This window comes from Aquirufa sp., assembly GCF_044342065.1.
GTDB lineage: Bacteria > Bacteroidota > Bacteroidia > Cytophagales > Spirosomataceae > Aquirufa.
Window position 1 is genome coordinate 21,522 of the sequence record NZ_JBIIQN010000014.1, and the last position, 22,934, is coordinate 44,455.

Annotated in this window: 21 protein-coding genes and 1 pseudogene; 14 read left to right on the forward strand and 8 right to left on the reverse strand. The window is 43.1% G+C overall.

The features are described 5' to 3' along the window. Genes mnmG through ACIQZ2_RS06810 form a run of 3 tightly spaced genes read right to left on the reverse strand, consistent with a single transcriptional unit; the run spans position 1 to position 2,679 of the window. Positions 1 to 1,860, reverse strand: coding sequence for a tRNA uridine-5-carboxymethylaminomethyl(34) synthesis enzyme MnmG (gene mnmG, locus ACIQZ2_RS06800; protein WP_395768131.1), 1,860 nt, complete (start codon positions 1,858 to 1,860; stop codon positions 1 to 3). Between the two features lie 32 nt (positions 1,861 to 1,892). Continuing rightward, positions 1,893 to 2,303: an rRNA maturation RNase YbeY gene (ybeY, locus tag ACIQZ2_RS06805; protein WP_395768100.1), complete on the reverse strand. Its 411-nt coding sequence runs from the start codon at positions 2,301 to 2,303 to the stop codon at positions 1,893 to 1,895. A 22-nt stretch (positions 2,304 to 2,325) separates the two neighbouring features. Next, positions 2,326 to 2,679 carry a YraN family protein gene (locus ACIQZ2_RS06810; RefSeq protein WP_395768101.1) on the reverse strand — a complete coding sequence of 118 codons (354 nt, stop codon included), beginning with the start codon at positions 2,677 to 2,679 and terminating at the stop codon, positions 2,326 to 2,328. Between the two features lie 70 nt (positions 2,680 to 2,749). Here ACIQZ2_RS06810 and lipB point away from each other — a divergent pair, with 70 nt between their 5' ends. Beyond that, positions 2,750 to 3,493, forward strand: coding sequence for a lipoyl(octanoyl) transferase LipB (lipB, locus tag ACIQZ2_RS06815; protein ID WP_395768102.1), 744 nt, complete (start codon positions 2,750 to 2,752; stop codon positions 3,491 to 3,493). Continuing rightward, positions 3,483 to 4,196 (forward strand): 3'-5' exonuclease, encoded by a 714-nt coding sequence (locus ACIQZ2_RS06820; RefSeq protein ID WP_395768103.1) that lies wholly within the window; start codon positions 3,483 to 3,485, stop codon positions 4,194 to 4,196. Before lipB ends, ACIQZ2_RS06820 begins: the two co-directional genes overlap by 11 nt. Here ACIQZ2_RS06820 and ACIQZ2_RS06825 read toward each other — a convergent pair. Genes ACIQZ2_RS06825 through ACIQZ2_RS06835 form a run of 3 tightly spaced genes read right to left on the reverse strand, consistent with a single transcriptional unit; the run spans position 4,191 to position 7,345 of the window. Next, positions 4,191 to 4,826: a DapH/DapD/GlmU-related protein gene (locus ACIQZ2_RS06825; protein WP_395768104.1), complete on the reverse strand. Its 636-nt coding sequence runs from the start codon at positions 4,824 to 4,826 to the stop codon at positions 4,191 to 4,193. The genes ACIQZ2_RS06820 and ACIQZ2_RS06825 overlap by 6 nt on opposite strands. Positions 4,827 to 4,830: 4 nt before the next feature. After that, positions 4,831 to 6,015 carry a M14 family zinc carboxypeptidase gene (locus tag ACIQZ2_RS06830; protein WP_395768105.1) on the reverse strand — a complete coding sequence of 395 codons (1,185 nt, stop codon included), beginning with the start codon at positions 6,013 to 6,015 and terminating at the stop codon, positions 4,831 to 4,833. A gap of 1 nt (position 6,016) precedes the next feature. Further along, positions 6,017 to 7,345, reverse strand: coding sequence for a chloride channel protein (locus tag ACIQZ2_RS06835; protein WP_395768106.1), 1,329 nt, complete (start codon positions 7,343 to 7,345; stop codon positions 6,017 to 6,019). On the opposite strand from ACIQZ2_RS06835, the gene ACIQZ2_RS06840 reads away from it, so the two are divergent. From ACIQZ2_RS06840 to ACIQZ2_RS06850, 3 genes are read left to right on the forward strand one after another with little or no spacing between them, the layout of a single operon-like run. Further along, positions 7,346 to 8,761: a DEAD/DEAH box helicase gene (locus tag ACIQZ2_RS06840; RefSeq protein WP_395768107.1), complete on the forward strand. Its 1,416-nt coding sequence runs from the start codon at positions 7,346 to 7,348 to the stop codon at positions 8,759 to 8,761. Positions 8,762 to 8,771: 10 nt separating this feature from the next. Continuing rightward, complete coding sequence (locus tag ACIQZ2_RS06845) at positions 8,772 to 9,455, forward strand: tetratricopeptide repeat protein (RefSeq protein ID WP_395768108.1); 684 nt, start codon at positions 8,772 to 8,774, stop codon at positions 9,453 to 9,455. 6 nt (positions 9,456 to 9,461) lie between these two features. Continuing rightward, a complete protein-coding gene (locus tag ACIQZ2_RS06850) occupies positions 9,462 to 10,955 on the forward strand; it encodes a GH3 auxin-responsive promoter family protein (RefSeq protein WP_395768109.1) in 1,494 nt (497 codons plus the stop codon). An 83-nt stretch (positions 10,956 to 11,038) separates the two neighbouring features. Here ACIQZ2_RS06850 and ACIQZ2_RS06855 read toward each other — a convergent pair whose 3' ends face one another. Together ACIQZ2_RS06855 and ACIQZ2_RS06860 are read right to left on the reverse strand one after the other, a co-directional pair. Beyond that, positions 11,039 to 11,548, reverse strand: a complete 510-nt coding sequence (locus tag ACIQZ2_RS06855; RefSeq protein WP_395768110.1) for a gamma carbonic anhydrase family protein — start codon at positions 11,546 to 11,548, stop codon at positions 11,039 to 11,041. Positions 11,549 to 11,558: 10 nt separating this feature from the next. Next, on the reverse strand, positions 11,559 to 12,071 hold the full coding sequence (locus ACIQZ2_RS06860; RefSeq protein ID WP_395768111.1) for a KdsC family phosphatase: 513 nt from the start codon (positions 12,069 to 12,071) through the stop codon (positions 11,559 to 11,561). An 84-nt stretch (positions 12,072 to 12,155) separates the two neighbouring features. Here ACIQZ2_RS06860 and ACIQZ2_RS06865 point away from each other — a divergent pair, with 84 nt between their 5' ends. The 9 genes and pseudogenes from ACIQZ2_RS06865 to rpmA all read left to right on the forward strand — a co-directional run. After that, on the forward strand, positions 12,156 to 16,571 hold the full coding sequence (locus ACIQZ2_RS06865) for a hypothetical protein (protein WP_395768112.1): 4,416 nt from the start codon (positions 12,156 to 12,158) through the stop codon (positions 16,569 to 16,571). Between the two features lies 1 nt (position 16,572). Continuing rightward, positions 16,573 to 17,352 carry a lysophospholipid acyltransferase family protein gene (locus tag ACIQZ2_RS06870; RefSeq protein ID WP_395768113.1) on the forward strand — a complete coding sequence of 260 codons (780 nt, stop codon included), beginning with the start codon at positions 16,573 to 16,575 and terminating at the stop codon, positions 17,350 to 17,352. Then, entirely contained in the window at positions 17,342 to 18,028 is a 687-nt protein-coding gene (gene recO, locus ACIQZ2_RS06875; RefSeq protein ID WP_395768114.1) for a DNA repair protein RecO, read from the forward strand. Before ACIQZ2_RS06870 ends, recO begins: the two co-directional genes overlap by 11 nt. Next, positions 18,025 to 19,434 carry a M61 family peptidase gene (locus tag ACIQZ2_RS06880; protein WP_395768115.1) on the forward strand — a complete coding sequence of 470 codons (1,410 nt, stop codon included), beginning with the start codon at positions 18,025 to 18,027 and terminating at the stop codon, positions 19,432 to 19,434. The genes recO and ACIQZ2_RS06880 overlap by 4 nt, the downstream gene beginning before the upstream one ends. An 81-nt stretch (positions 19,435 to 19,515) precedes the next feature. After that, entirely contained in the window at positions 19,516 to 19,848 is a 333-nt protein-coding gene (locus ACIQZ2_RS06885; RefSeq protein ID WP_395768116.1) for a helix-turn-helix domain-containing protein, read from the forward strand. Positions 19,849 to 19,879: 31 nt separating this feature from the next. After that, positions 19,880 to 20,851, forward strand: coding sequence for a porphobilinogen synthase (gene hemB / locus ACIQZ2_RS06890; RefSeq protein ID WP_395768117.1), 972 nt, complete (start codon positions 19,880 to 19,882; stop codon positions 20,849 to 20,851). Position 20,852: 1 nt separating this feature from the next. Then, positions 20,853 to 22,022, forward strand: a complete 1,170-nt coding sequence (locus ACIQZ2_RS06895) for an AIR synthase related protein (RefSeq protein ID WP_395768118.1) — start codon at positions 20,853 to 20,855, stop codon at positions 22,020 to 22,022. A 107-nt stretch (positions 22,023 to 22,129) separates the two neighbouring features. Then, complete coding sequence (gene rplU / locus ACIQZ2_RS06900) at positions 22,130 to 22,444, forward strand: 50S ribosomal protein L21 (protein ID WP_395768119.1); 315 nt, start codon at positions 22,130 to 22,132, stop codon at positions 22,442 to 22,444. A gap of 38 nt (positions 22,445 to 22,482) precedes the next feature. Further along, positions 22,483 to 22,740 (forward strand): annotated as a pseudogene (gene rpmA / locus ACIQZ2_RS06905) (50S ribosomal protein L27); the annotation flags it as partial. Positions 22,741 to 22,934 lie beyond the last annotated feature (194 nt).

Here is a 22,934-nt window from a genome sequence, read left to right on the forward strand (position 1 = left end):
TTAGCGACCCATAAATAATAATAAAATGGAGACATCGGCTGCCGAAACTCCTGAGATCCGACTTGCCTGTCCGATGGTTTGCGGGCGAATAGATTTTAGTTTTATTCGCGATTCGGTTGATAGGGTTTTAATTTTATCAAAGTCGAAGTTCGGGGGTATTGCCAAGTCTTCCATGCTTTTCATCTTGTTCACCATTAATCGCTCCTTCTCTATATAGCTTTCATACTTCACAATTATTTCCACTTGTTCAATTACTTCTTTTGAAAAAGTTTCTTTAATCGCGTGCCCTATTTCGTGTTGTAAAATTTGTTCAAAACTTAAGTCGGAGCGCTTTAATAAATTAATCAATGGCGCCCCTTCTTTTAACGTCGCGGTGCCTTGGCTTTGTAACCAATCGTTAATTTCTATCGGCTTTACCTTTGTAGTTTGAATAACCTCGATTAATGCAGTAACCTGCTCTTTTTTTTCTAGGTAGGTTTCTAGCCTAACTTGTGTCGCCAAGCCTAACGCATAGCCCTTCTCGGTTAATCGTTCATCGGCATTGTCTTGTCTTAATAAGGTTCTAAACTCTGCTCTACTGGTAAACATGCGGTAAGGCTCGTCGGTGCCTTTATTAATTAGGTCATCAATTAAGACCCCAATATAGGCTTCAGATCTTGACAAGGTAAATGGCGCTAACTGATGTGCTTTTTGGTGTGCGTTAATGCCGGCCATTAATCCTTGACATGCCGCTTCTTCGTAGCCCGTTGTTCCGTTTATTTGACCCGCAAAGAATAAACCTGACACACGTTTGGTTTCTAATGTGGCATTCAGTTGTGTTGGCGGAAAATAATCGTATTCAATGGCATAGCCCGGTCTGAACATCTTGGCGTTCTCGAATCCCGGTATTAAGCGGATGGCTTCGAATTGTATGTCCTCGGGGAGTGATGTAGAAAAACCGTTGACATATATTTCGACGGTATTCCAACCTTCAGGCTCCACGAAAATTTGATGTGAATCTTTGTCGGCAAACCTATTTATTTTATCCTCTACAGATGGACAATAACGCGGACCCAAACCTTTGATCCTTCCCGCAAACATGGGACTGCGATCGAAACCTTTGCGTAACACCTCATGCACTTTTTCATTGGTGTGGGTAATCCAGCATGAGCGTTGTTCTTGAATATGGGTCTTAGTTAAATACGAAAACGAACTCGCATCCTCATCTCCTTTTTGTTCTTCCATTTTGGAGTAATCCAAACTCCTTCCATCTACGCGGGGTGGCGTTCCCGTTTTCATTCGGCCGGATTCAAAGCCCAATTGCACCAATTGTTCTGTAATCCCTCCGGCCATTGGTTCTGCCATTCTTCCTCCACCAAATTGCTTTTCACCAATGTGTATTAATCCATTTAAAAATGTTCCATTGGTTAACACGACCGTTGGAGCAAAATAGTCCATGCCTAATCGCGTCTTCACCCCTTTCACGACATCTTTTTCTAAAACCAATCCTTCCACAGAATCTTGCCAGAAATCAACGTTCGGATTTTGCTCCAATGCCCAGCGCCATTCTTCCGCAAAGCGCGCCCTGTCTGACTGGCATCTTGGTGACCACATAGCGGGGCCTTTCGAACGATTAAGCATTCGAAACTGGATCATGGTTTTGTCGGAAATTATTCCCGACATGCCCCCAAGCGCATCTATCTCACGCACAATTTGACCTTTAGCCACACCCCCCATCGCCGGATTGCAGGACATCTGTGCAATTGTTTGCATGTTCATTGTAATCAGCAATACCTTCGAGCCCATTTGCGCTGCCGCATGCGCCGCCTCACAGCCCGCATGCCCTGCTCCTACTACGATTACATCATATGAATTCTGCATCATCTTTATTTATGTTTCACGTGGAACACGTATTATCTTTTTGCTAAATAATAATTTTCCTTGCTTGTCATTAACGCTTTGTCGGCCTTCCCCTTGTCTTTATACCCACACAAATGCAACAGCCCATGAACCATTACGCGCTGTAATTCACTGCTTTCTGTGCCGAATTTTGCCGCATTTTCTAGGATACGATCGTATGAGATAAAAATATCTCCCTCAATAACGTTCGGTTCGTCCGAGTTGTCAAAAGTCACGATATCCGTAAAGGTGTCGTGATGCAAATAGCTTTGATTAATTTCCAGCAAGTAGCTGTCGGAGCAAAAGACATAATTTAACGCGCCTACTTTCTTAAGCTCTTCTTTGGCAACCGCTTGCAGCCATTGCTTATGCTTGATCTTGTCTTGCAGGGTAAAAGAAACATCTTCTGTATGGAAACTGATCATATTCGTTTAATAAACCGCGAATTTACGAAAAAGCATCCTCGAAATGCTCAATTTTAACAGCTTGTGGAAAAAAAGTAATCGAAATAGAGTCAAATTGGATTTCTCCATGCCACTTTTCCTCTTGTTGGAAGCTATCTGCGGCCTGGTGATATAGTTTTATTTTACGTATTCCAATCTGATTTTCTGGCTCGCCAAATTGCAATGAGTGCTTTGATTTAATTTCTATGAAACAAAGGGTTTGGTGTTTTTGGGCAATAATGTCAACTTCTGATTGTCCGCTTCGATAGTTTTTGTCTCGAATGTAATAGCCCCTACTTAGCAGATAATCAGAAGCCAGACATTCTGCTCGTTTCCCCAGTCTTAAATGTTTGGCCATTCTTGTATATTTGTTTTCCCAAAAGAATCATTTTCTACAGCGGAAGCATAACAGCTATTTGATAATCGGTATGCCCAATAAAAATATTCAGTTTGTTGATTTAGGACTAGTCCCATACAAAGAAACGTGGGATCTTCAAGAAGCCCTAATGGCACACACGGTGCATATCAAACTGGCGAACAGAAACCACACAGAAGCCCGCCCCACGCCCAACTTTTTGCTTTTCTGTGAACACCCGCATGTTTATACTTTAGGAAAAAGCGGCGATGAATCGCACCTACTGATGCAAGAGTCGTTTTTGCACACCATTGGCGCAAGCTTTTTCAAGATTAATCGCGGGGGAGATATTACGTACCATGGCCCTGGCCAACTAGTAGGTTACCCAATTCTTGATTTAGAAAATTTCTTCACGGACATACACTTATACCTCCGAACGCTTGAAGAGGCAATCATTCGGACCTGTGCAACATATGGGCTCGTGGCAGGCAGAATCGAGGGGCTAACGGGTGTATGGATTGATCACGAATCCCAAGACCCTCGCAAGATCTGCGCGTTCGGCGTAAAGGCTTCTCGCTGGATTAGTATGCACGGTTTCGCCTTCAATATTAACACCGACCTTTCGTATTTTGCACACATAGTCCCTTGTGGCATAGCTACAAAGGGCGTAACATCCTTGCATAAAGAGCTTGGGGTATCCGTCAATATCAACGAAGTCAAGGAGCGCGTCCTGCAGAATCTTCAAGAGCTTTTCTTGTTTATCCCTGAACATGTTTCACGTGAAACATTACCAACCCCCATAAAAAATGAATTTTAAAAATACGCTATTTCTTGACATTGAAACCGTATCGGGAAAAGCGGATTTTTCCCAGATTTCAGAACGGATGCAAGAGTTCTGGCTAAAAAAGGCGAAGAATTTATACAACACAGACAATTTGAGCCTAGAAGATTTGTATGCCGACCGAGCTGCATTGTTCGCAGAGTTTGGGCGCGTAATTGTAATTGGCATGGGGTTTTTGTATGTAAACTCGGATCAAGAGCTAAGCTTAAAGGTGAAGACCATTGCACACCATGACGAGAAAGAGCTTCTAAATGAGTTCGCCGCTTTTATAAATAAGACGTATAAATCAAAAGAGTTAACACTCGTAGCACACAATGGTAAGGAGTTTGATTTCCCGTATTTGTGCAGAAGAATGTTGGCAAATAACCTTGAAATCCCCAAATCACTACAAGTTCAGGGTAAAAAACCATGGGAAATCATCCATCAAGACACCATGGAGATGTGGCGATTTGGGGATCGAAAAAACTATACTTCTTTAGAGTTGTTGGCAGAAATGATGGGAATTGAGGGAGTGAAATCAGATTTATCTGGCAATCAGGTACACCGGGTGTATTATAAGGAGGGTAATTTAGCCCGCATTGAAGCTTATTGCCGGGAGGATGTGATTGTCGTGGCCCAGCTGTATTTGCGATTCCATTTCATGAATCTTGTAGAGCCACACAATATCCAAAAACTATAGTATTTTGGCAGGGTTTCCGAACGCACGCTTACTTGCGGGGATATTTTCTATTACAACGGAGCCAGCACCTATGGTTGCGCCTTTTCCTATTTTGATGCTACCAACGATGGTGGAATGAATGCCAATGAAAGCATTTTTGTCTATTTGTGCTTCTTTCCCAATGACCGAACCGGCGCCAATTTGACTTAATTCATCAATGTTTACACCGGTTTCTATGATACATCCAGGACCTATGATTACATGGTCTGCTATTTTTACTTCAGCACCCACAACGACATTAGCTCCTATGAAAATTCCGTATGCCAGGCTTTTTACATGGGCTATCTGTGCGCTTGGGTGTATGGCGTGTACGGGTTTTGTTTTACGATCTTCTTCAATTAATTCGATCATTTTTTTGCGTTCTGTAGGGTTTTCTAAAGCCACAAATACCGCACACGTTTTGCCTATTAATCCCCAATAATTTTCATCTTCTGTTGTTCCCAATACAGGAATTTCACCAATCATGGTGTCCTTTTTCTTTACATCATCATCTAAAAAGCCATATACAATGACGTTGTTTTGTTGAAATATGTGTGCCACTTCCAGGGCGAAGGGATTAACGCCTATAATGATTACGGGTAATGATGTCATAAGATTATTTTATTTTGGCTGTAAAAGTACGCAAATCAAAGATTGTTTCTCCCGCTTTCTCGTAGATTAAATCATTTATTTCTTCGCCTAAGAATACGGGTTGTGTATAATGCCAATTGCTGGCATCCAATTCATTTAATGCATGCATGTAGGTTAAATCCCCTATTTCTTCTATGGTCCAGCTGTAGGTGATATCGGTTTTATTGGATCCCGTTTCTTTTAAGTTGATGCCAATATCAGCGCGTATTTGTCCGCTGGCTTCTAGCGGTGCCTGCTTTAATTTAATGTCAAATAGCTGGCGCTCATTGGTTGCTAATGCTTGATAAGCATCTAGATTTTCGTTCACATATTCATTCGTGGCAATACAATAAAAGGAATCTAATAAGATCGCTGCAGTTAGTTGGCGCAAGGATTGTTTTTCTAAGTCCCAGCCTGATCCCCCAGATTCAACTAATAACAATCCGTATCCTCTTTTTTGAAAGGTGTCCCCAAAGGCGCGTGCATTATATTCATCGCTCCATTTAGCCACTTTATTTGGAATAATTTCTTCAATAAAACGCGTGAGCCTGTTGGCCAATTTGCCGGCCCTTAAGCGAGATTCTGTCCAGGTTCCTGTCTCATCACCTGCGGTAGCGAGGAACGCGATATGCGTTTGATGAGCAGAATTTCCAACGGAATACAGCCTATTTTGATCATGTAAATTAAATGCAAACTGAGGTTGAATTTCATCTGCCCACGCAGACAGCAGCTTGGCTTCTTGGCTGTATTGATGTAAGGCGTCCCGATTCATATCGATGCCTAATGCGGTTTCGCGGGTCCACCGCGCAGCTCCATCTGCATTCAAATAGGGGATTATGCTAATACTCAAATTCTGATGCAATATTTCCCTGATTTTGTTGAATTCTGGGTTATTCGAGTTGATAAAGTTGAATATATCACACAATGCCATTGTAGCTGTGGCTTCATCTCCATGCATTTGCGACCAGGCGATAATCTGAATGGGACCTTCTCCAAATCGAACTTCGTGAATGGGTCTTTTCTCATAGGTTTCGCCTACGGTCCTTATTTGTAGATGAGGTGATTCGGCCCATCTATCGATAAGTTCTTGCCAGGTAGATTCGTCAAACCTGCGTTTTTTAATACGCGATTCTTGATAAGAAAAGTAGTTGTCGAAAAAGAAATGATACATATTAAAAGGATAGTTTAGGCAAGTAGTTGGCCCAAGTTTGAGATTTAAATATTCCTTTGCTTCCAGCAAAATAGCATACGATTACGGTGACAAGAAGGAAACAAAACCACGCTTCAGAACCGAATAATTCGACACCCATCATCATGCCCGCTATGGGAGTTTTTGTTAATCCCATATACAAACTGGTAAATCCGATTGCTGCCAAGAACGGACCCGGTAATTGTAAAAGGTCCGCAAGTCCAGCGGTTGCGTGAGAGCCTATCAAAAATAAGGGCGTTGCTTCTCCCCCCTTGAAGCCAAACCCAAGACTAAGACATGTGGCAATTAATTTTTGGATGGCGAAAATACCCCCTTGGAAATTTTCAGAAAATGGTCTCAGCAAAAATTCTGATCCCAGCCCAATGCTTTCTTTGAAAAAAGAAAATTGGAAGAGTGCAGCCAAAAGCAGGCCCGTGAGAATCGCTTTTTGGTAAGCTTGTACGGGTAATTTATCAGCCATAAAATAAATAATCGATTCTAAGCGCTTATACAGGCGAGCAATAAGGGCTAAAAAAAGGCCAATAAGTATTAATTTGGCCCAAAATGAGGGCGAAATAGAGGGCAAGAAAATAGGTGGAAACAAAACGTGTTTTGTGCCGTACACGTGGAGACTTACCAGATTTGCGGCAAAAGCCGATGTTACACATGCGAAAAGAGCGCGCAAATGAATTTTTCCTACTTCCTTTATTTCAAGACCGAAAAAGCAGCCCGCCCAAGGTGTACCAAAAATCGCTGCAAAGCCTGCGCCCATTCCAGCGCGTAGCCAAATAGATTTTTCTTCTTCGGTGATATTGAATCTTTGTGTACTTGACTGGGCTATGGTGCCGCCCATAAATACGGCTACCCCTTCCCTTCCTACAGACGCTCCAGCAAAATGACTTAGCCAAGATGACAATAAGGAGAATGGCACTTGGCCAAACGATATGTTGCTAGCTTTGCCCTGAAGATTTTTAATTAAATCATTTGAACTGCCCTGTGAGAAGGCGAATTTTTTAGTCCAGTTTAGCAATAAACCAACTAGTGGAAGCGCGAAGAGAAAATAGGCTTGTCGATAATTTGTAATTTGGTCAAGCCCCCATAGGAAAAGCGAGGCAAAGCTTCCGCTCATAAAGGAGATGATGGCCCATAAGAAGATTCGTATGCCCCAAATTCGCATGATTAAGAGAATTTTTGTTTCAAAGGTAGGCAATTTTATTTTGCCTACCTTTGTCCTGGAACTTCCTTTGGGCGCCGGCGGCGTTCGCGAACGAATTTCCAAGAAGGATATTGTTCCTTCATCAATCTTTATCATATGACTGATTTTTCTTCACTTGGTTTGAATCCCCAACTATGTCGTGCATGTGACGCTTTGGGCTATGTTTCACCAAGTCCCATTCAGGAGAAAGCGATACCGCTGATGTTGCAAGGACACGATGTGCTCGGGATTGCGCAGACGGGTACGGGGAAAACAGCCGCCTATGCCTTGCCTGTTTTGATGCGCTGTAAGTATGCACAAGGGAAGAACCCCCGCGCCTTGATTTTAGCCCCTACGCGTGAGTTAGTCATGCAAATTCACGAAGTTATTGTAGGCTTGGCCGAGGAAACGGATTTGCGCATGCTAGCCTTGTATGGAGGCCTAGGCCCAAAAACACAAATTCAATCACTTGAAAGTGGTATTGATATTTTAGTTTCTACGCCGGGGCGGTTTTTAGAATTATATCGCAAGGATGCAATTGTAGTAAAGGATTTAAAGATCCTTATATTGGATGAGGCCGACAAAATGATGGACATGGGTTTCATGCCTCAGATTCGTGAAATACTCGAAAAAATACCGTATAAAAAACGCCAAAATGGCTTGTTTTCGGCGACATTCCCCGAAAAAGTAGAGAACTTGTCGCATGAATTTTTAGAATTTCCGATTAAAGTCGAGATTACCCGTCAAGCCACGCCAGCTAGCCAAGTTACCCAATACGTTTTTGAGGCGCCAAATTTAAGTACGAAAATTAATGCTTTGGCGTATTTCTTAAGCCAGGAATCTTTTGAGCGCGTCATGATATTTTGTCGGAGTAAGGATGTGGCGAATCAAGTAGAAAAGTTTTTAATACGCAAGGTTCTCCCTGAGGACCAAGTTCGGGCTATCCATTCGAACAAGGGCCAAAACACACGAATTAACGCCATGCAACTCTTTCGCGAAGGTTCTATTCGGGTGTTAGTAACCACGGATGTGGCCGCTCGCGGAATCGATATCCCCAAGGTTTCTCACGTCATTAATTTTGATGTTCCCCTAATCTACGAGGACTATGTCCACCGAATCGGTCGGACTGGCCGGGCAGATCAAGTAGGCGAGTCAATCACATTTATCACCTTGGCGGAACAATATCATTGGGCCAAGATTGAAGAGATTATTCAACAAACTATTGAAATTCAGCAACTTCCGGATCAAGTAGGGCGCGAAGAGACGCCATTTGTGGAACAACAAGATATGCTGCGCGCGGTGGACGACCAACGGAAGCGCGAGGATCCCGATTTTCAAGGAGCGTTCCATGAGAAAAAATGGATTATCAAGGCGCGGGCTAGCGGGAAAAAGGTTCCTCAGAGAAAAGCGGTGACCAAAACGGGTCCGAAAGGAGGGGCGGTTTCTGCTCCTAAACCCCAACAGCGGAATAATCGCCCAGGAAAAAATGCAAAATTTCGTCCGGGTGCTTCATCATCTAAAAAGAAAAGGTAGATTTGTAACAATGAAAGTACTAGTATTCAGCTTATTCACCCTGGTGAGCAGCCTTGCGCTTGCCCAACAATCAGACCTGCCAAAGGAGGCAAAATATTTGCCACTATATGGCCAAAAAGCGTTATCGGCTAAAGATCAATTGGAATTAAATCAATTTGTAGAATCTTGTGATGCCAGTTTTGGTTCGAGAAAGGAGGCGGTTCAGTTTTTCTCAGAACGCGCTTGGGAGTTTGTTTCATCTGGATATTTAGATACAGCAACCTATCGGTTTAATTTGGTTCAAGCACTTGATAGCCAGGCAGTTGATTCATATTGGGGCCTTGGTGTAATTACTTTTCAAAAACAAGATTTCCCGAAAGCCATCGAGTTTTTATCTAAAGGTTTGGCATTGGATAGTGCGCAAAGCATTCTTCGTGTGGATTTGGCGATTGTTAAATTGAGTTGTTTCTTGAAATCGATGGATTGTGGTACTTTGGATGAAACAGATGTGCTATTGCAGCAAGCGTTGGTTCAAACACCCAATTATGCAACAGCTTGGATGAAGCGCGCGCAAGTGGCATTTTTACAAGAAAAATACGAGAATGCTTGGGCATACTTACATGAATGTCGGAAGCTTGATATTACCCAACTGGATTTAAATTTAGGTCACAGTTTAGCTGAAAAAATGCCTGATCCACAGGGGGTATTTAAGTAATTAACCATGGGAATTCGATCCTTATTTGCTAAACCTTTTGCGCGACGGGTGGTTAAAAAACACCAAAAGAGTCACGGTCAGGCGATAAAAATTCAGGAAGATTGGCTAAAGAATAACCTTAAAAAGGCGGAGCAGACCATCTTCGGCCAGGCATATGAATTTGATAAAATCCGCAATTACCTTGAGTACAAAATCCGCGTCCCCATTGCGGAATATGAGGATTTAAAAAACTACATTGACGAAATGGTTTTGGGTTCTCCCAATATTCTCTGGCCTGGAAAACCCGCTTATTTTGCCAAGACTTCCGGAACAACATCAGGGGCAAAATACATTCCTATTTCCACGGATTCCATGCCTTTTCATATAACGGGTGCGCGGGATGCGTTATTACATTATGTCTATCATTCAGGAAACGCCACTTTTCTCGACCTAAAGTTGATATTCTTGTCAGGGTCTCCTGTTTTGGAGCAGAAAAATGGCATCCCTACGGGGCGCCTGTCAGGTATAGTTAATCATCATGTGCCTGGGTATTTACGAGGCAATCAATTGCCCACTTATGCTACGAACTGCATCGAGGATTGGGAAGAGAAGCTGGAGGCCATTGTTCATGAGACGATTAACCAGCGGATGAGTTTGATTTCTGGAATTCCACCTTGGGTTCAAATGTATTTTGACCGATTAGAAGCCTTGTCGGGCCAAAAGATCGGTGAACTTTTTCCAGATTTTCAATTGTTTGTCACGGGGGGCGTGAATTTCGATCCATATCGCCATAAACTCATGGAATCGATAGGTCGCGAAGTAGATGTAGTAGAGACATACCCGGCTTCTGAGGGCTTTATCGCCTTTCAAGATTCGACAGGTGAGGAGGGTTTATTATTGAATGTGGACGGTGGAATTTTCTTCGAATTTGTGCCTACTGAAACCTATTTTACGGCAACGCCTAAGCGATTAATGCTTTCAGAGGTCCAGTTGGGCGTTAATTATGCCCTTTTATTAACAACCAATGCGGGACTTTGGTCCTATTCAATAGGAGATACGGTTAAGTTTGTTTCTTTGAACCCATTCAGAATAGTTGTCACTGGCCGAATTAAGCACTTTATTTCGGCTTTTGGTGAGCATGTTATTGCGGAGGAAGCTGAACGTGCCATGGCTGAAGCTTTAAATGCTTGCCCTGAAGCCTCTTTAGTGGAATTTACACTTGCGCCACAGGTAAATCCGCAGGCGGGTGAATTGCCCTATCATGAGTGGTTGGTCGAATTTGCCCAAGCGCCGCATGATATCGCTAAATTCCAGGCTGCTCTAGAGGCCTCTATGATTGCTCAAAACATCTATTACAAGGATTTGATTATCGGCAAGGTATTACAGCCGTTGAAATTGACTATTCTCCCTGCCCAGGCATTTATAAATTACATGAAATCACAAGGCAAATTAGGGGGCCAAAATAAAGTTCCACGTTTGGCGAATGATCGGGCGATTGCGGATAAATTGAGCTTTATATAGACCCTCACCTGTAATACTAAAAAGACGCGAGGTATCGCGTCTCTATATATACTTTCCAACGACCAACGTCCTTTGTCTAACGTCTATTTTTGCCACCCTGCATAATCCAAGTAATTCATCGCTGTCCGCATGAATATTTCGGCAGCTTCTGGGCTTACGGGTTTAAGAAATTTGGCCGGATTTCCAGCATAAATACTGCCTGCAGGAACGCGGGTATTTTGGGTAACCACAGCGCCAGCAGCAATGATGGACCCCGTTTCAATTAAAGCCCCATCCATGATGATAGCCCCCATGCCCACAAGAACATAATCTTCGATCGTGCAGCCGTGAATAATCGCATTATGGGCAATAGACACATAATTCCCTATATGCGTTTCGGTTTTTTGGTAGGTACAATGGATTACAGCACCGTCTTGTATATTGCTATAATTGCCTATGCGAATTCGATTCACATCTCCTCGAACTACCGCATTATACCATACGGTACAGTGTGTGCCAAATTGCACATCCCCTATGATGCTCGCGTTTGCCGCTTGCCAATTCTCCTCACCAAATTGCGGAGACACCCCTTTTATGGGAATAATTAATGCCATAATCGTATCATTAAGCAGGCCAGTGTCCCTGCAATTTCATTACTTTCTCAATCACATCGCGCACAGCACCTTTCCCGCCACCAAAAGGCGAAACGTATTTACAGGCCATTTGAATTTCAGGAATGGCATCTGCTGGACAGGTGCTTAATAATGCTGGACGCGATAGAATTTTTAGATCGGGAACATCGTCGCCCATATATAAAATTTGAGATTCATCCAGGCCTATTTTTTCTAACCAAATCAAGTATGTTTCAAGCTTATCTTTCCCCCCCAATCCGAAATAAATATCTTGAAACTTTAGATTTTCAAGCCTCTTTTTGACGCCCTTATGGCCACCGCCAGTAATGACACATAAATTGTATTCTGCTTCCCGTGCCTTTTCGATTGCATAACCATCTCGAATATGGAAAGTTCGGTAATGTTCCCCTGTTTCTAATACATGAACGCTGCCATCAGTCATGACACCGTCTATATCGAAAACGAAGGCTTTAATTTGCGCAAATTGTGTAAGTGCGTTGGACATAAGCGTGGATTAGACCGTTAAATTACATAAATATGCGGAAAGACTTGGTGCGATTCGTGGTGGCTTTTTGTATTTTTACTCCTTATGAGGATTGTCCGTTTTACTATACTTTGCATTGCCTTGGCGATTTGCCCTAGGATACTGCATGCCCAAGAGGCTGAAAAAACGGAATTGGTGTTTCTGGAATTTCTTTCCAGCATCCAACAAAGTAAATACCAGGATGCTGTTAAATGGGCCCAAGAAGCAAAGAACAATCCGAGCAAGGCCTTTGTTGATTTAGCTTTTCGTATGCGCCAATCAGGAGTTAAATCGCCCCAGTCGGCGTATTTAATGGCCCGTTGTTTTCTACAAGCAGATCCATCACTTCAGGCAGATTTGATTCAAATCACCCAGGTGCTCATAGATAAAAAAGACCCTAAATCCTTAACGGCCTTATTGGAGCAACTTGTCAATTGGCAATTTGATCAGAGGCTAATTCAAACGGGTAATTATTCCATTCGAGTTCAAGGGAATTTATCGGTACGCTGGAAAGATACCGATAGCACGGCGGTTCAGTCGGACAATTGGGATAGCCCATCATCGGAAAGTGCAGGGGAAACTTGGATTCAATATCAAGTAGTAAATCCTGGGCCCGCTTTGGTTTGGGATGATGCAATCTGCACGTCGTTTATCAACCAAGATAGCCTTAAAATTCAGGTTAAACGCTTGGCTTTTTCCGTTAATGATCGCTTATTTTCTGGTGAACAGGGAAACCTTGAACAAGGAACATTGGCAATGCCGCGCTTTCAAATTAATCCGCGAAAGGGGTATTTACTGAGCGAACAAATGACCTGGCAGGATGGAGATCAAAAAATCGAAGGCGCATTGCGCATGCCTCTGAAGAAAAAGACAGGCGCTCGGACTTTTGGAGCTGAGTTTAAATCTAAAGATTTTCTTACTAAACCACTTGTGGGAAATTATTTTAAAGGTTATGGTCGTCTGTACGTGATTGGAGACCAGCGGGGCTTGCTAGGTTCTAAAACGCAACCCGCGCGTTTGGAAATTTGGGGTACCCAGCGGAAATTAGGTGAAATATGGACCCAACAAGCCATGCTTCAGCCCAACGAATCTATTCAAATTAAGGAGGGCTCTTTTATTGGTTACGTAGGCAAAAAGGATTCCCTTTATCATGGATTTGTGACAGCAAGTTGGATTCCGAGCGAATCCGCTTGGCACATCAAGCCTACCCAAGAACAGGTATTATTTGAAGATAGCTTTCATCAAGTTTCTATATCGGCTGATATCGGGATTTTGCATGCGGATACACAGAAAATGGATTTTTTCCGATTGTCTGGCAAGAGCCAAAACCCTGCCTGGGTAGAGTCTTTTGATTTTTATGACGCGGATCGACTAGATAGCCAACAGGGAATTTTGACCTATGATCCGATCAGGATCTTGTATAATCATTTAGCAAAGATTAAGCGAAGCCAAGCCAATTTATTTGATATCGCAGAGGCAAACAAAAAGGATGCTCAATGGCTGAGGGGAGGATTTCAACAGTTTAAACATGCAGGGTATTTAAATTTCGACGACAAAACGAGTGACGTTTCCTTTACTCGGCTAGGGCGCCACTATGCCCAAGTAAAATTTGCACAAAAAGATTTTGACCGGTTTTTTGTTCCTTCTTTTGGAGCGATGCTCGCGAAAGATTCAGCGAATATTTCGTTGGATTTAGGCCAACAAAAACTGGTGATTCGGGGAATCAAGGAGGTCATGGTTTCGGATTCGCTAAAGGCGAATTTTATCCCGGCCAACAATCAAATTGTATTCGGGCAAGGCAGGGATTTTGACTTCATGGGCGAAATTAAAATTGGCAATTACCGATTCCGTGGTCAAGGTTTCCGATTTAATTTCACAGATTATTCCATTAATCTGCCTCAGATAGATTCGATTACCTTTGTACGCAAAGGAACTTTCCGAGAACTTGGGGGCCATTTTCGTTACGAGGCAGGTCATATTTTATTGGCACCGCCAAATAATAAATCAGGTCGCTTAGGCCTTAGTGCCTATCCAAAATTGATTATACCCAAGGGGGTAGTTTCTTATTTTGATGACCCATGGCGTGCGCAAGGAGTATATAACAAGAAACATTTTTTTCAAGTGCCGAGAATTGAGTTAGACTCCCTGACGCAAAAGGAAATAACCTTTGAAGGAAGCTTTTTCTCTGATGGTCTTTTCCCAACGCTCAAATCGTCACTCGTTTTAATGCCAGACCAGACCTTTGGGTTTTCGTATAATCAGAAATTGCCGTTGAGCATTTATCGGAGTAAAGCGTCTTACCAACAAAAAAGTCCTATTTTGATGAATAAATCAGGGCTTTCGGCTTCAGGAGCCCTTACCTATCTGGGCTTAATTTCAAATCAAAAGGAAACGCATTTTTATCCGGATTCCTTGATAGCAAATGGAGTCGACGCGACCATGGAAGGAAAGGGTTTTCCATCGGTGCAGTTGGCAGAACATCGTCTTTCTTGGGATTTACTGTCCGACAGCCTTTGGATTAACCCGAATAAGCCTATTCAGCTGTATCGAAAGGAGGTTCAATTGGCCGGTTCCATTGGTATGCATCAAAAACAGGTTTTCGGGAAAGGAAATTTGACCTTACAAGATGGGGTAATGGAATCTTCAGGATTTCGATTTGACGCGCAAAATTGGTATGCCAACGAAGCGAATTTAAAAATTGGAAAACAAATGAAATTGTTTTCGCCTTCAGTTTTTATGGATCATGTTGCTTTAGAGGCCAATATGACAACGCATAAAGTTTTTATTCGACCGATGAAGGGCGACTTAGGAACGCAAATCACATTTCCCTTTGTGGCTTACCAAAGTAGCCTTTCGGAAGCAACGTGGGATTTGACAAATCAACGGTTTTTGTTGGCTGGCAAACAAGGTTTCGAGCTCAAGAGCATCGATAGCCTAGGGATTAGCGGCTCTACAATTAAAGCAACGACAGCGTCTTACGATTTGAAAGCACAATATTTGGCATTGAGTGGTGTGAAGGAAGTTGAGGTGGGTTCAGCCTTGTTATATCCAGAAAAGGGGGTTTTGGGTATTCAAAAAGATGGGGCATTTAAGCCATTTTCAGGGGCAAAAGCGTTGTTGAACGGCAAACACCTGTTAAAGGATTTAAAAATCGTGGAGGGGAATTCGACCGGCTGGAAGGGGGAGGCAAATTATCAATTTCCTCGCAGCGATGGAGATACGGTAAGTATTGCTTTGCGTAATTTTCATTTTGAAGGCAAAAATTATGTGACGGCTGATGGTCTATTGTCGGAGAAGGTGCCGCTACGTTTTAGTAAGCATCAACAGTTTAAGGGAGAAGTCTCCCTTGATACGCGTAATCCGAATTTGAATTTTAAGGGATTTATCCGGCCGGTAATAGGTTTGCCTAATTTCCGAGCGGCATGGATTCCTTTTGAGAATGCCAAAGGAGAAGAACCGCATTTAATTTTAAATAAAGATCTGCAAGATGAAGCCGGGCGTCCTATCACAGCAGGCATTTTCATTAATGCTCAAAACCGCTTATATCCTACTTTTTTAAGTCCGCAATCTGATGATTTAGACCCAATTTTATTCCAGGCAGAAGGGGATGTGATTGAGTCGAGTGATCGTTATGAGGTGAAGGGCAAGCAAGCGGATATGAAGTTGTTTATCGACAAACATCGGGTGGAGGCGGAAGGGCCTATTCAATTATTTACGGGGAATCAATCTATTCGGTCTTTTGGGAATTTAACAATGTCGACGGACAGCTTGTTGCCTCGGTTAGATACGTGGCTAAGTTTGCAGTTTCCATTTCCTGCTAAATTACTAAAGGTCATGGGAGATCGCATCGTAAAATATCAATTAAACGAAGGCATTCAAAGTGAGCCAGCCGACGATCCTGAACGAAGGGATGCTTATTTGAAAAGATTGGAGCAGGTATTGGGTAAATCTATTCAGGAACCTATGCGAACAAAGGCGGATCAAGTACACATGGCTTTGGATAAGTTGGCGCCGGAATTTTCTAATTCGATCAATTTTTCTGGAATTAAATGGAATTGGTCACCCAATACATCCTCATTTTATTCGGTTGGAGGCATTCCATGGGTGAATGTAGGGCCGGTAGATTTGAATATTACGGTTAAGGGTTACCTGGAAGTAATTAAGAAGCCAAGTAAGGAGGAGTTTTATGGATATTGGGAGCTTTCTGAAGATTTATGGTATTATTTTGCCTTTTTTAATGGCGAATTAGGTGTTTATTCTTCAGACCCAGCGTTTTTAGCAACGATACGGGAGGCGGTTAAATCAGATAAAAAGGGTAAATTGGTGGTTGTGGAGGCGGCAGGAGACGAGAAAGATGCATTCTTGAAGCGGTTTTTGGCCTTTTATAAAGGTAGTGCGCCAACTAAGAAAGCGACAAAAAAAGAAGCTACGCCTACTAAATCAACTACACCACCAACGAAAGCGAAAAAAGGAGGATTTTAATATGAGTCAGTCAAAGTTGGCCAAGGTTTTTCAGTTTATGGATACGCTCGGATTGGGTGAGCGGGACCCCTTTGGTAATCCGATTTTATTCAAGCGGATTATCGTGATGATCCTTGGCTTTATTTCTTATAATCGGTTGACGGTTTACAATAAAACAAAGATAACGGGGACGGAATATTTGGAGAACCTACCTGATCAAGGGGTATTGTTTTTACCGAATCACCAGACTTATTTTATGGATGTGGTTTGTTTATATCACATCTTTTTTTCCGTCAAGTGGGGCTTTCGAAATACCCTGAATTATCCTTTGTATTTATTGGCCCCACGATCTAATTTGTTTTATGTTGCGGCCTCTGAAACGATGAAAAATGATGGATTATTACCTCGTGTTCTTGCCCAAGCAGGAGCAATTTTGGTGAATCGCTCTTGGCGCGCAGAGGGAGTAGATGTGAAGCGGGATGTAGATTTGGCTGCGGTGGAGAAGATCGGCAAGGGTTTGAAATTCGGATGGGTTATCAGTTTCCCACAAGGAACAACACGCCCTTTTGCCCCTTTACGAAAAGGAACAGCCCATTTGATTAAAGGAGAGAATCCCATTGTCGTTCCGGTTCGGATTAATGGTTTCAGGCGCGCATTTGATAAAAAAGGATTATTGTGGCGTAAGCGAAATACCACATTAACGGTAGAGTTCCGGGAACCTATTCGCTTTTCTTCCGAAGATACTACGGAAGAAATATTAGCTCGTTTACAGCAAGAAATAGGTTTAGATCATGTTGAATAAAACGAAAGGCATCGTTATCAACTACATGAAATACCGAGAATCTTCGCTACTGGTAACGATTTACACGGCAGAATTTGGCATAAGTTCTTATGTTGAGAACGGGGTTCGCTCAGCCAAAGCCAAACATAAAATAGCCCTTTTTCAGCCGCTGACTTTATTGGATTTAGAGGTTTATCACAAACCGAGTAAGGGCTTACACCGTATTTCAGAGGCGAAGTGTTATTACCCATATCGCAGAATTCCCTTTGATATTGCCTTTTCAAGTATTGCATTGTTTTTAACGGAGGTGCTGGGGAAGGTATTGAAGGAAGAGGAGGCAAACCCGATTTTATTTGAGTTTTTAGAAGAGTCTTTTCAGTTGTTGGATCAAGGTTCTGGGCATATGGAAAATTTTCATTTGCAGTTTCTTTGGCGATTGAGCGAGTTTTTGGGTTTTCATGCTGGCCAAGTTGGGGAGTTTTTGGACCAATTGCGCGAGGCGGGCGTTCCGGGGATGGGCGAGTTGGACCCTAAAGCTGTTCAGAACTTATTTGATTCGCACTATGGGGAAGCGATTGGAATTAACCGAGCTCAGCGCGCCGCTATTTTACGAGCACTGATTTATTATTATGGATTGCATATGGAATCGTTCGGAGAATTGAAATCATTGCAGATTTTACAGGAGGTCATGTCATGAGAACGTTAAGCTATTTCATTAGACCTACACCCCGGGCGTTGAATATTGAGTTGACATTTGTTCCCTCGCGCTTAGGGGCGATGGTATTGCATTTACCTATTTGGAGGCCAGGGCGTTATCAGGTACAAAATTTTGCCAAAAACATTGCCATGGTCTCGAGTTCGCATGGGCCTGTTATCAAGTCAGATTTATCTTCTTGGACGCTTGAGGTTCATGAAATCAAGCCCATAACTGTTCGTTACTGTTACCATGCAGAACAGCCGGATGCAGGCGGTTCGTGGGTGGACGAGTCGATGGTCTATATCAATTTTGTGAATTGTTTATTGTTTCCAAAGAGGGGCGAAAATCGCCCCTGCGTGGTGGAAATATTACATCGAAATACCCCGGCAGGGGGGTACGAAACCTCCTGTTCTTTAAGGACTTATGAAAATCAATTTCGCGCCAAATCGTATCGCGAGCTGGTAGATTCGCCGTACTTAGCGGCTCCTAAAATTCATTCACATCGTTGGAAATCAGGCGGTGCTATTTTTTACCTGCAAGGTCTTGGACCAAAGAATCATTTCTCGGATCGCCTGGTTAAAGCATACCAAAAGTTTGTGGAGTATCAATTGGCCTATATGGGGGAGTTTCCCGTTCGTGAGTACCGTTTTATGTTGTGGATTTGCCCTAAACCATTTTATCATGGGGTGGAACACACGAAGTCGACGATGATGGTTTTGGGGCCTGAAGATCGCGATTCTTATGAAGATTTGATTGGCTTGGGGTCGCATGAATTGTTTCACGTTTGGAATGTAGCGACGATTCGACCCAAGGCATTATTGCCTTATGATTATACCAAGGCGGTTATTTTTGATACGGGTTGGATTATTGAAGGGATTACGACGTATTTGGGGGATTGGTTTTTGTGGGCGTCAGGCGTTGTTCGTACAGCGGAATATTTGAGCTTGTTACTTGGTAATTTGAAGTTACATTTTGAACGCGACGGATCCTCCAAGCAGTCCTTGGTGGAGAGTTCTATCGACTTGTGGCTGGACGGGTATGGCGCTGCTTTGCCGGGGAAACGGGTTTCGATTTATTTTAAGGGGGCGCTAATTGCATTGGGATTAGACTTGTTGATTCGCAAGAAATTTAATCATACCAAATCCCTTCGGGAGGTGATGTTGCTGATGCAGTCGCGTTATGGCCAACTGAAAAAGGGCTATACCCGACAGGATTTTTATGCCTTGGTGGAGGAGGTATTTGAGGGCTCATTAGCTCATTTTTGGATAAAATGGGTGGAATCGGCTGAACCATTGGAAGGAGATATTCGGGATTTATTGGCCTATGTTGGGTTGGATTTTACGCAAGACGGATTACTTCATTGCATTCATGAGGAAGATTTAAATAATTTCTCGCGCGCCTTTTAAGGCTAATTTATGTCGTATTTGGAAATATTTTGTCGATGGTGCCATAACGTTAGTGTATATACGATTCGTTAACTTGCCATTATGAACCTTTACTCTTCGCGACTTCGCAAAATTCGAGTTTCTCACGATTTCAGCCAAGAGTATATGGCAATGAAGTTGGGAATTACACTTTCGGCATATTCGAAAATCGAACGCGGGAAAACAGAGTTAACCATCAGTCGGCTTGTCCAAATAGCCGAAATTTTGCAGTTCGAATTACCTCAGTTTTTTGAATCAGAACCGACGACTTTGGTAGAGGACCCCATAAAATTCGGTTATGGTTTAGTCACACGTGCGGAATTTATCCAACAAGCTGATAAATTGAATTTACTTGAACGACAATTAAGCGATATCCTTTCTAAACTGCCGCAATAAATTCCTACCTTTGTCGCTTAAATCATTCGATATGTTACAAAGGCCACGTAGAAATCGTCAGAGTACAGTCATTCGTGATATGGTTGAGGAGACTCGCCTATCGGTGAAGGATATGCTGTTTCCTTTATTTGTTCAATCGGGCACCGGGGTAAAAACGCCTATCGTTTCGATGCCGGGAATACATCGTTACTCGGTTGATTTATTGTTGAAGGAAATCGAAGCATGTGTGTCTTTGGGTATTCGTTCTTTTGCGCTTTTCCCCCAAGTAGACGAGTCTTTAAAAGATTCGATGGCCTCAGAAAGCTACCGTAAAGGCTCCTTGTATTTAGAGGCTATTCAGGCGGTTTCAAGTCGTTTTCCAGAAATATCTTTATTAACTGATGTGGCCATGGACCCCTATAGTTCGGACGGACACGACGGGATTGTGAAGGACGGTCAAATTTTGAATGACGAGACATTGCCGATACTTGCCAACATGGCGATTGCGCAGGCCCAAGCGGGTTCACGCTTGATAGGGCCTTCGGATATGATGGATGGCCGGGTGGGCTATTTACGCGAAGCCTTAGATGGGGCAGGATTCTCGCAGGTGGGCATCATGGCTTATACAGCGAAATATGCCTCTGCTTTTTACGGACCGTTCCGAGACGCATTGGAGTCTGCACCTAAATTTGGTGATAAAAAAACCTACCAAATGAACCCTGCGAATCGTCGGGAGGCTTTGATAGAGTTGGAATTAGATGAGGCAGAAGGGGCTGATTTTCTGATGGTAAAGCCGGCTTTAGCCTATTTAGATATCATTGCGCTGTTGCGCGAAAATTCGAATTTGCCGATTGCCGCGTATAATGTGTCAGGGGAATATGCCATGATCAAAGCAGCGGCTCAAAATGGCTGGTTGGATGGAGAAAAGGCGATGTTGGAAAGTTTATTATCGATTAAAAGGGCAGGTGCTCAGGTAATCCTGACGTATTTTGCCAAAGAATTTGCTCAATTAACCAAAGCGTAATATGTCGACCGATCGCTACATGCAACGGGGAGTTTCGGCTTCTAAAGAAGATGTTCACAAGGCCATTGCCAAGCTAGATAAGGGCTTATTTCCGCAGGCTTTCTGCAAGATTTCGCCCGATATTTTAGGAGGAGATGCTGATTACTGCAACATCATGCATGCGGATGGAGCGGGTACGAAGTCGTCATTAGCCTATCTATATTGGAAGGAAACGGGGGATATTTCTGTTTGGAGAGGGATTGCACAGGATGCGGTGGTCATGAATACGGATGATTTGATTTGTGTGGGTGCGACGGACCAAATGTTGCTTTCGAGTACGATTGGTCGCAACAAGAATTTGATTCCAGGCGAAGTGATTGCGGAGATTATTAATGGGACCGAAGAGGTGTTGGAGATGTTGCGTGAAAACGGTTTAGGCATATATAGTACCGGTGGCGAAACGGCTGACGTAGGGGATTTGGTACGGACAATTATTGTGGATAGTACGGTGATCGGTCGGATGAAGCGTTCGGATGTGATTTCGAATGGCAATATTCAGGCGGGCGATGTGATTATCGGCTTAGCTTCAGATGGCCAAGCGACCTATGAGAAAACCTATAATGGTGGCATGGGCAGCAATGGATTGACTTCGGCGCGCCATGATGTTTTGGGGAATTATTTGACTAGTAAATATCCGGAGAGTTTTGACCCATCTGTTCCTTCGGAATTAGTTTATTCAGGCTCTCGCTTGTTGACGGAGGCGGTTCCTGGTACTCCGTTAAATGTAGGCCAACTGATTTTGTCGCCTACACGTACGTATGCGCCGGTTATTAAAGCTGTTTTAGCGGCCTTGCGTGGGCAAATTCACGGCATGGTGCATTGTTCAGGTGGGGCGCAGACGAAGGTGATGCATTTTGTGGAGGGCGTCCATGTGATTAAGGATAATTTATTTCCGATTCCAGCGCTGTTTGAATTAATTCAAAAGGAGAGTGGAACGAGTTTTCAAGAGATGTATAAGGTGTTTAACATGGGTCACCGGATGGAGATTTATGCGGCACCTGAATTCGCAAAAGAAATCATTCAGATTTCGGAGTCATTTGGTATTCCGGCTCAAATTGTGGGTCGCGTAGAGGCTTCGCCAAAGAAGCAATTAACGATAAAAAGTCCAAACGGAGAATTTATTTACGACTAAGGCTTTGCTTTTTGGCAAATCCTTTTTATATTTGCGACCCCATTTAAAAGGCTTTATAAAGGTAACGACCTGGCCTCGTGGGATTGTTTCACTTAAATACATATAAAATGTACGCAATCGTAGAAATTGCCGGGCAGCAATTTAAAGTAGAAAAAGACCGTACCGTATATACCCACCGTTTGGCGGGAGCGGAAGGCGCTGCACTGGTTATCGACAAGGTATTACTTGTTGACAATGACGGAAAGATTTCCGTAGGAGCACCCACAGTAGCTGGTGCGACTGTAAAAGCTAAAATCTTAGCTCACGTTCGTGGAGAAAAGGTTTTGGTATTCAAAAAGAAACGTAGAAAGTCTTACCAAAAAATGAATGGACACCGTCAAGATTTGACACAGGTGTTAATTGAGGGTATTTCTGTTAAATAATTGAACATTAGCGTATTGTACGCATAAAATAAAAAAACATGGCACATAAGAAAGGCGCCGGATCGTCGAAAAACGGGCGCGAATCACATAGTAAACGTCTTGGCGTTAAGTTATTTGGAGGCCAAGCAGTTATCGCTGGGAACATAATTGTTCGTCAAAGAGGAACAGCACACAATCCAGGCGAAAATGTAGGTCTTGGAAAAGATCACACATTGTTTGCTTTAGCGGATGGTGTAGTTGCATTCAAAAAAGGATTTAAAGGTCGTTCATTCGTGCACGTTTTGCCATCAGTGGCAGCAGCGTCTCCGGTAGCACCTGTAGCAAAGAAAGCTCCAGCAAAAGCAGCAGCTCCAGCAGTGGAGGCGGCGCCAGTTGCTGAAGTTGCCGTTGAAGCAGCTCCAAAAGCTAAAAAAGCTCCAGCAAAGAAAAAAGAAGTTGCAGCTGAGTAATCAGTTAAAATTTTATGGAAAACCTGATACGAAAGTGTCAG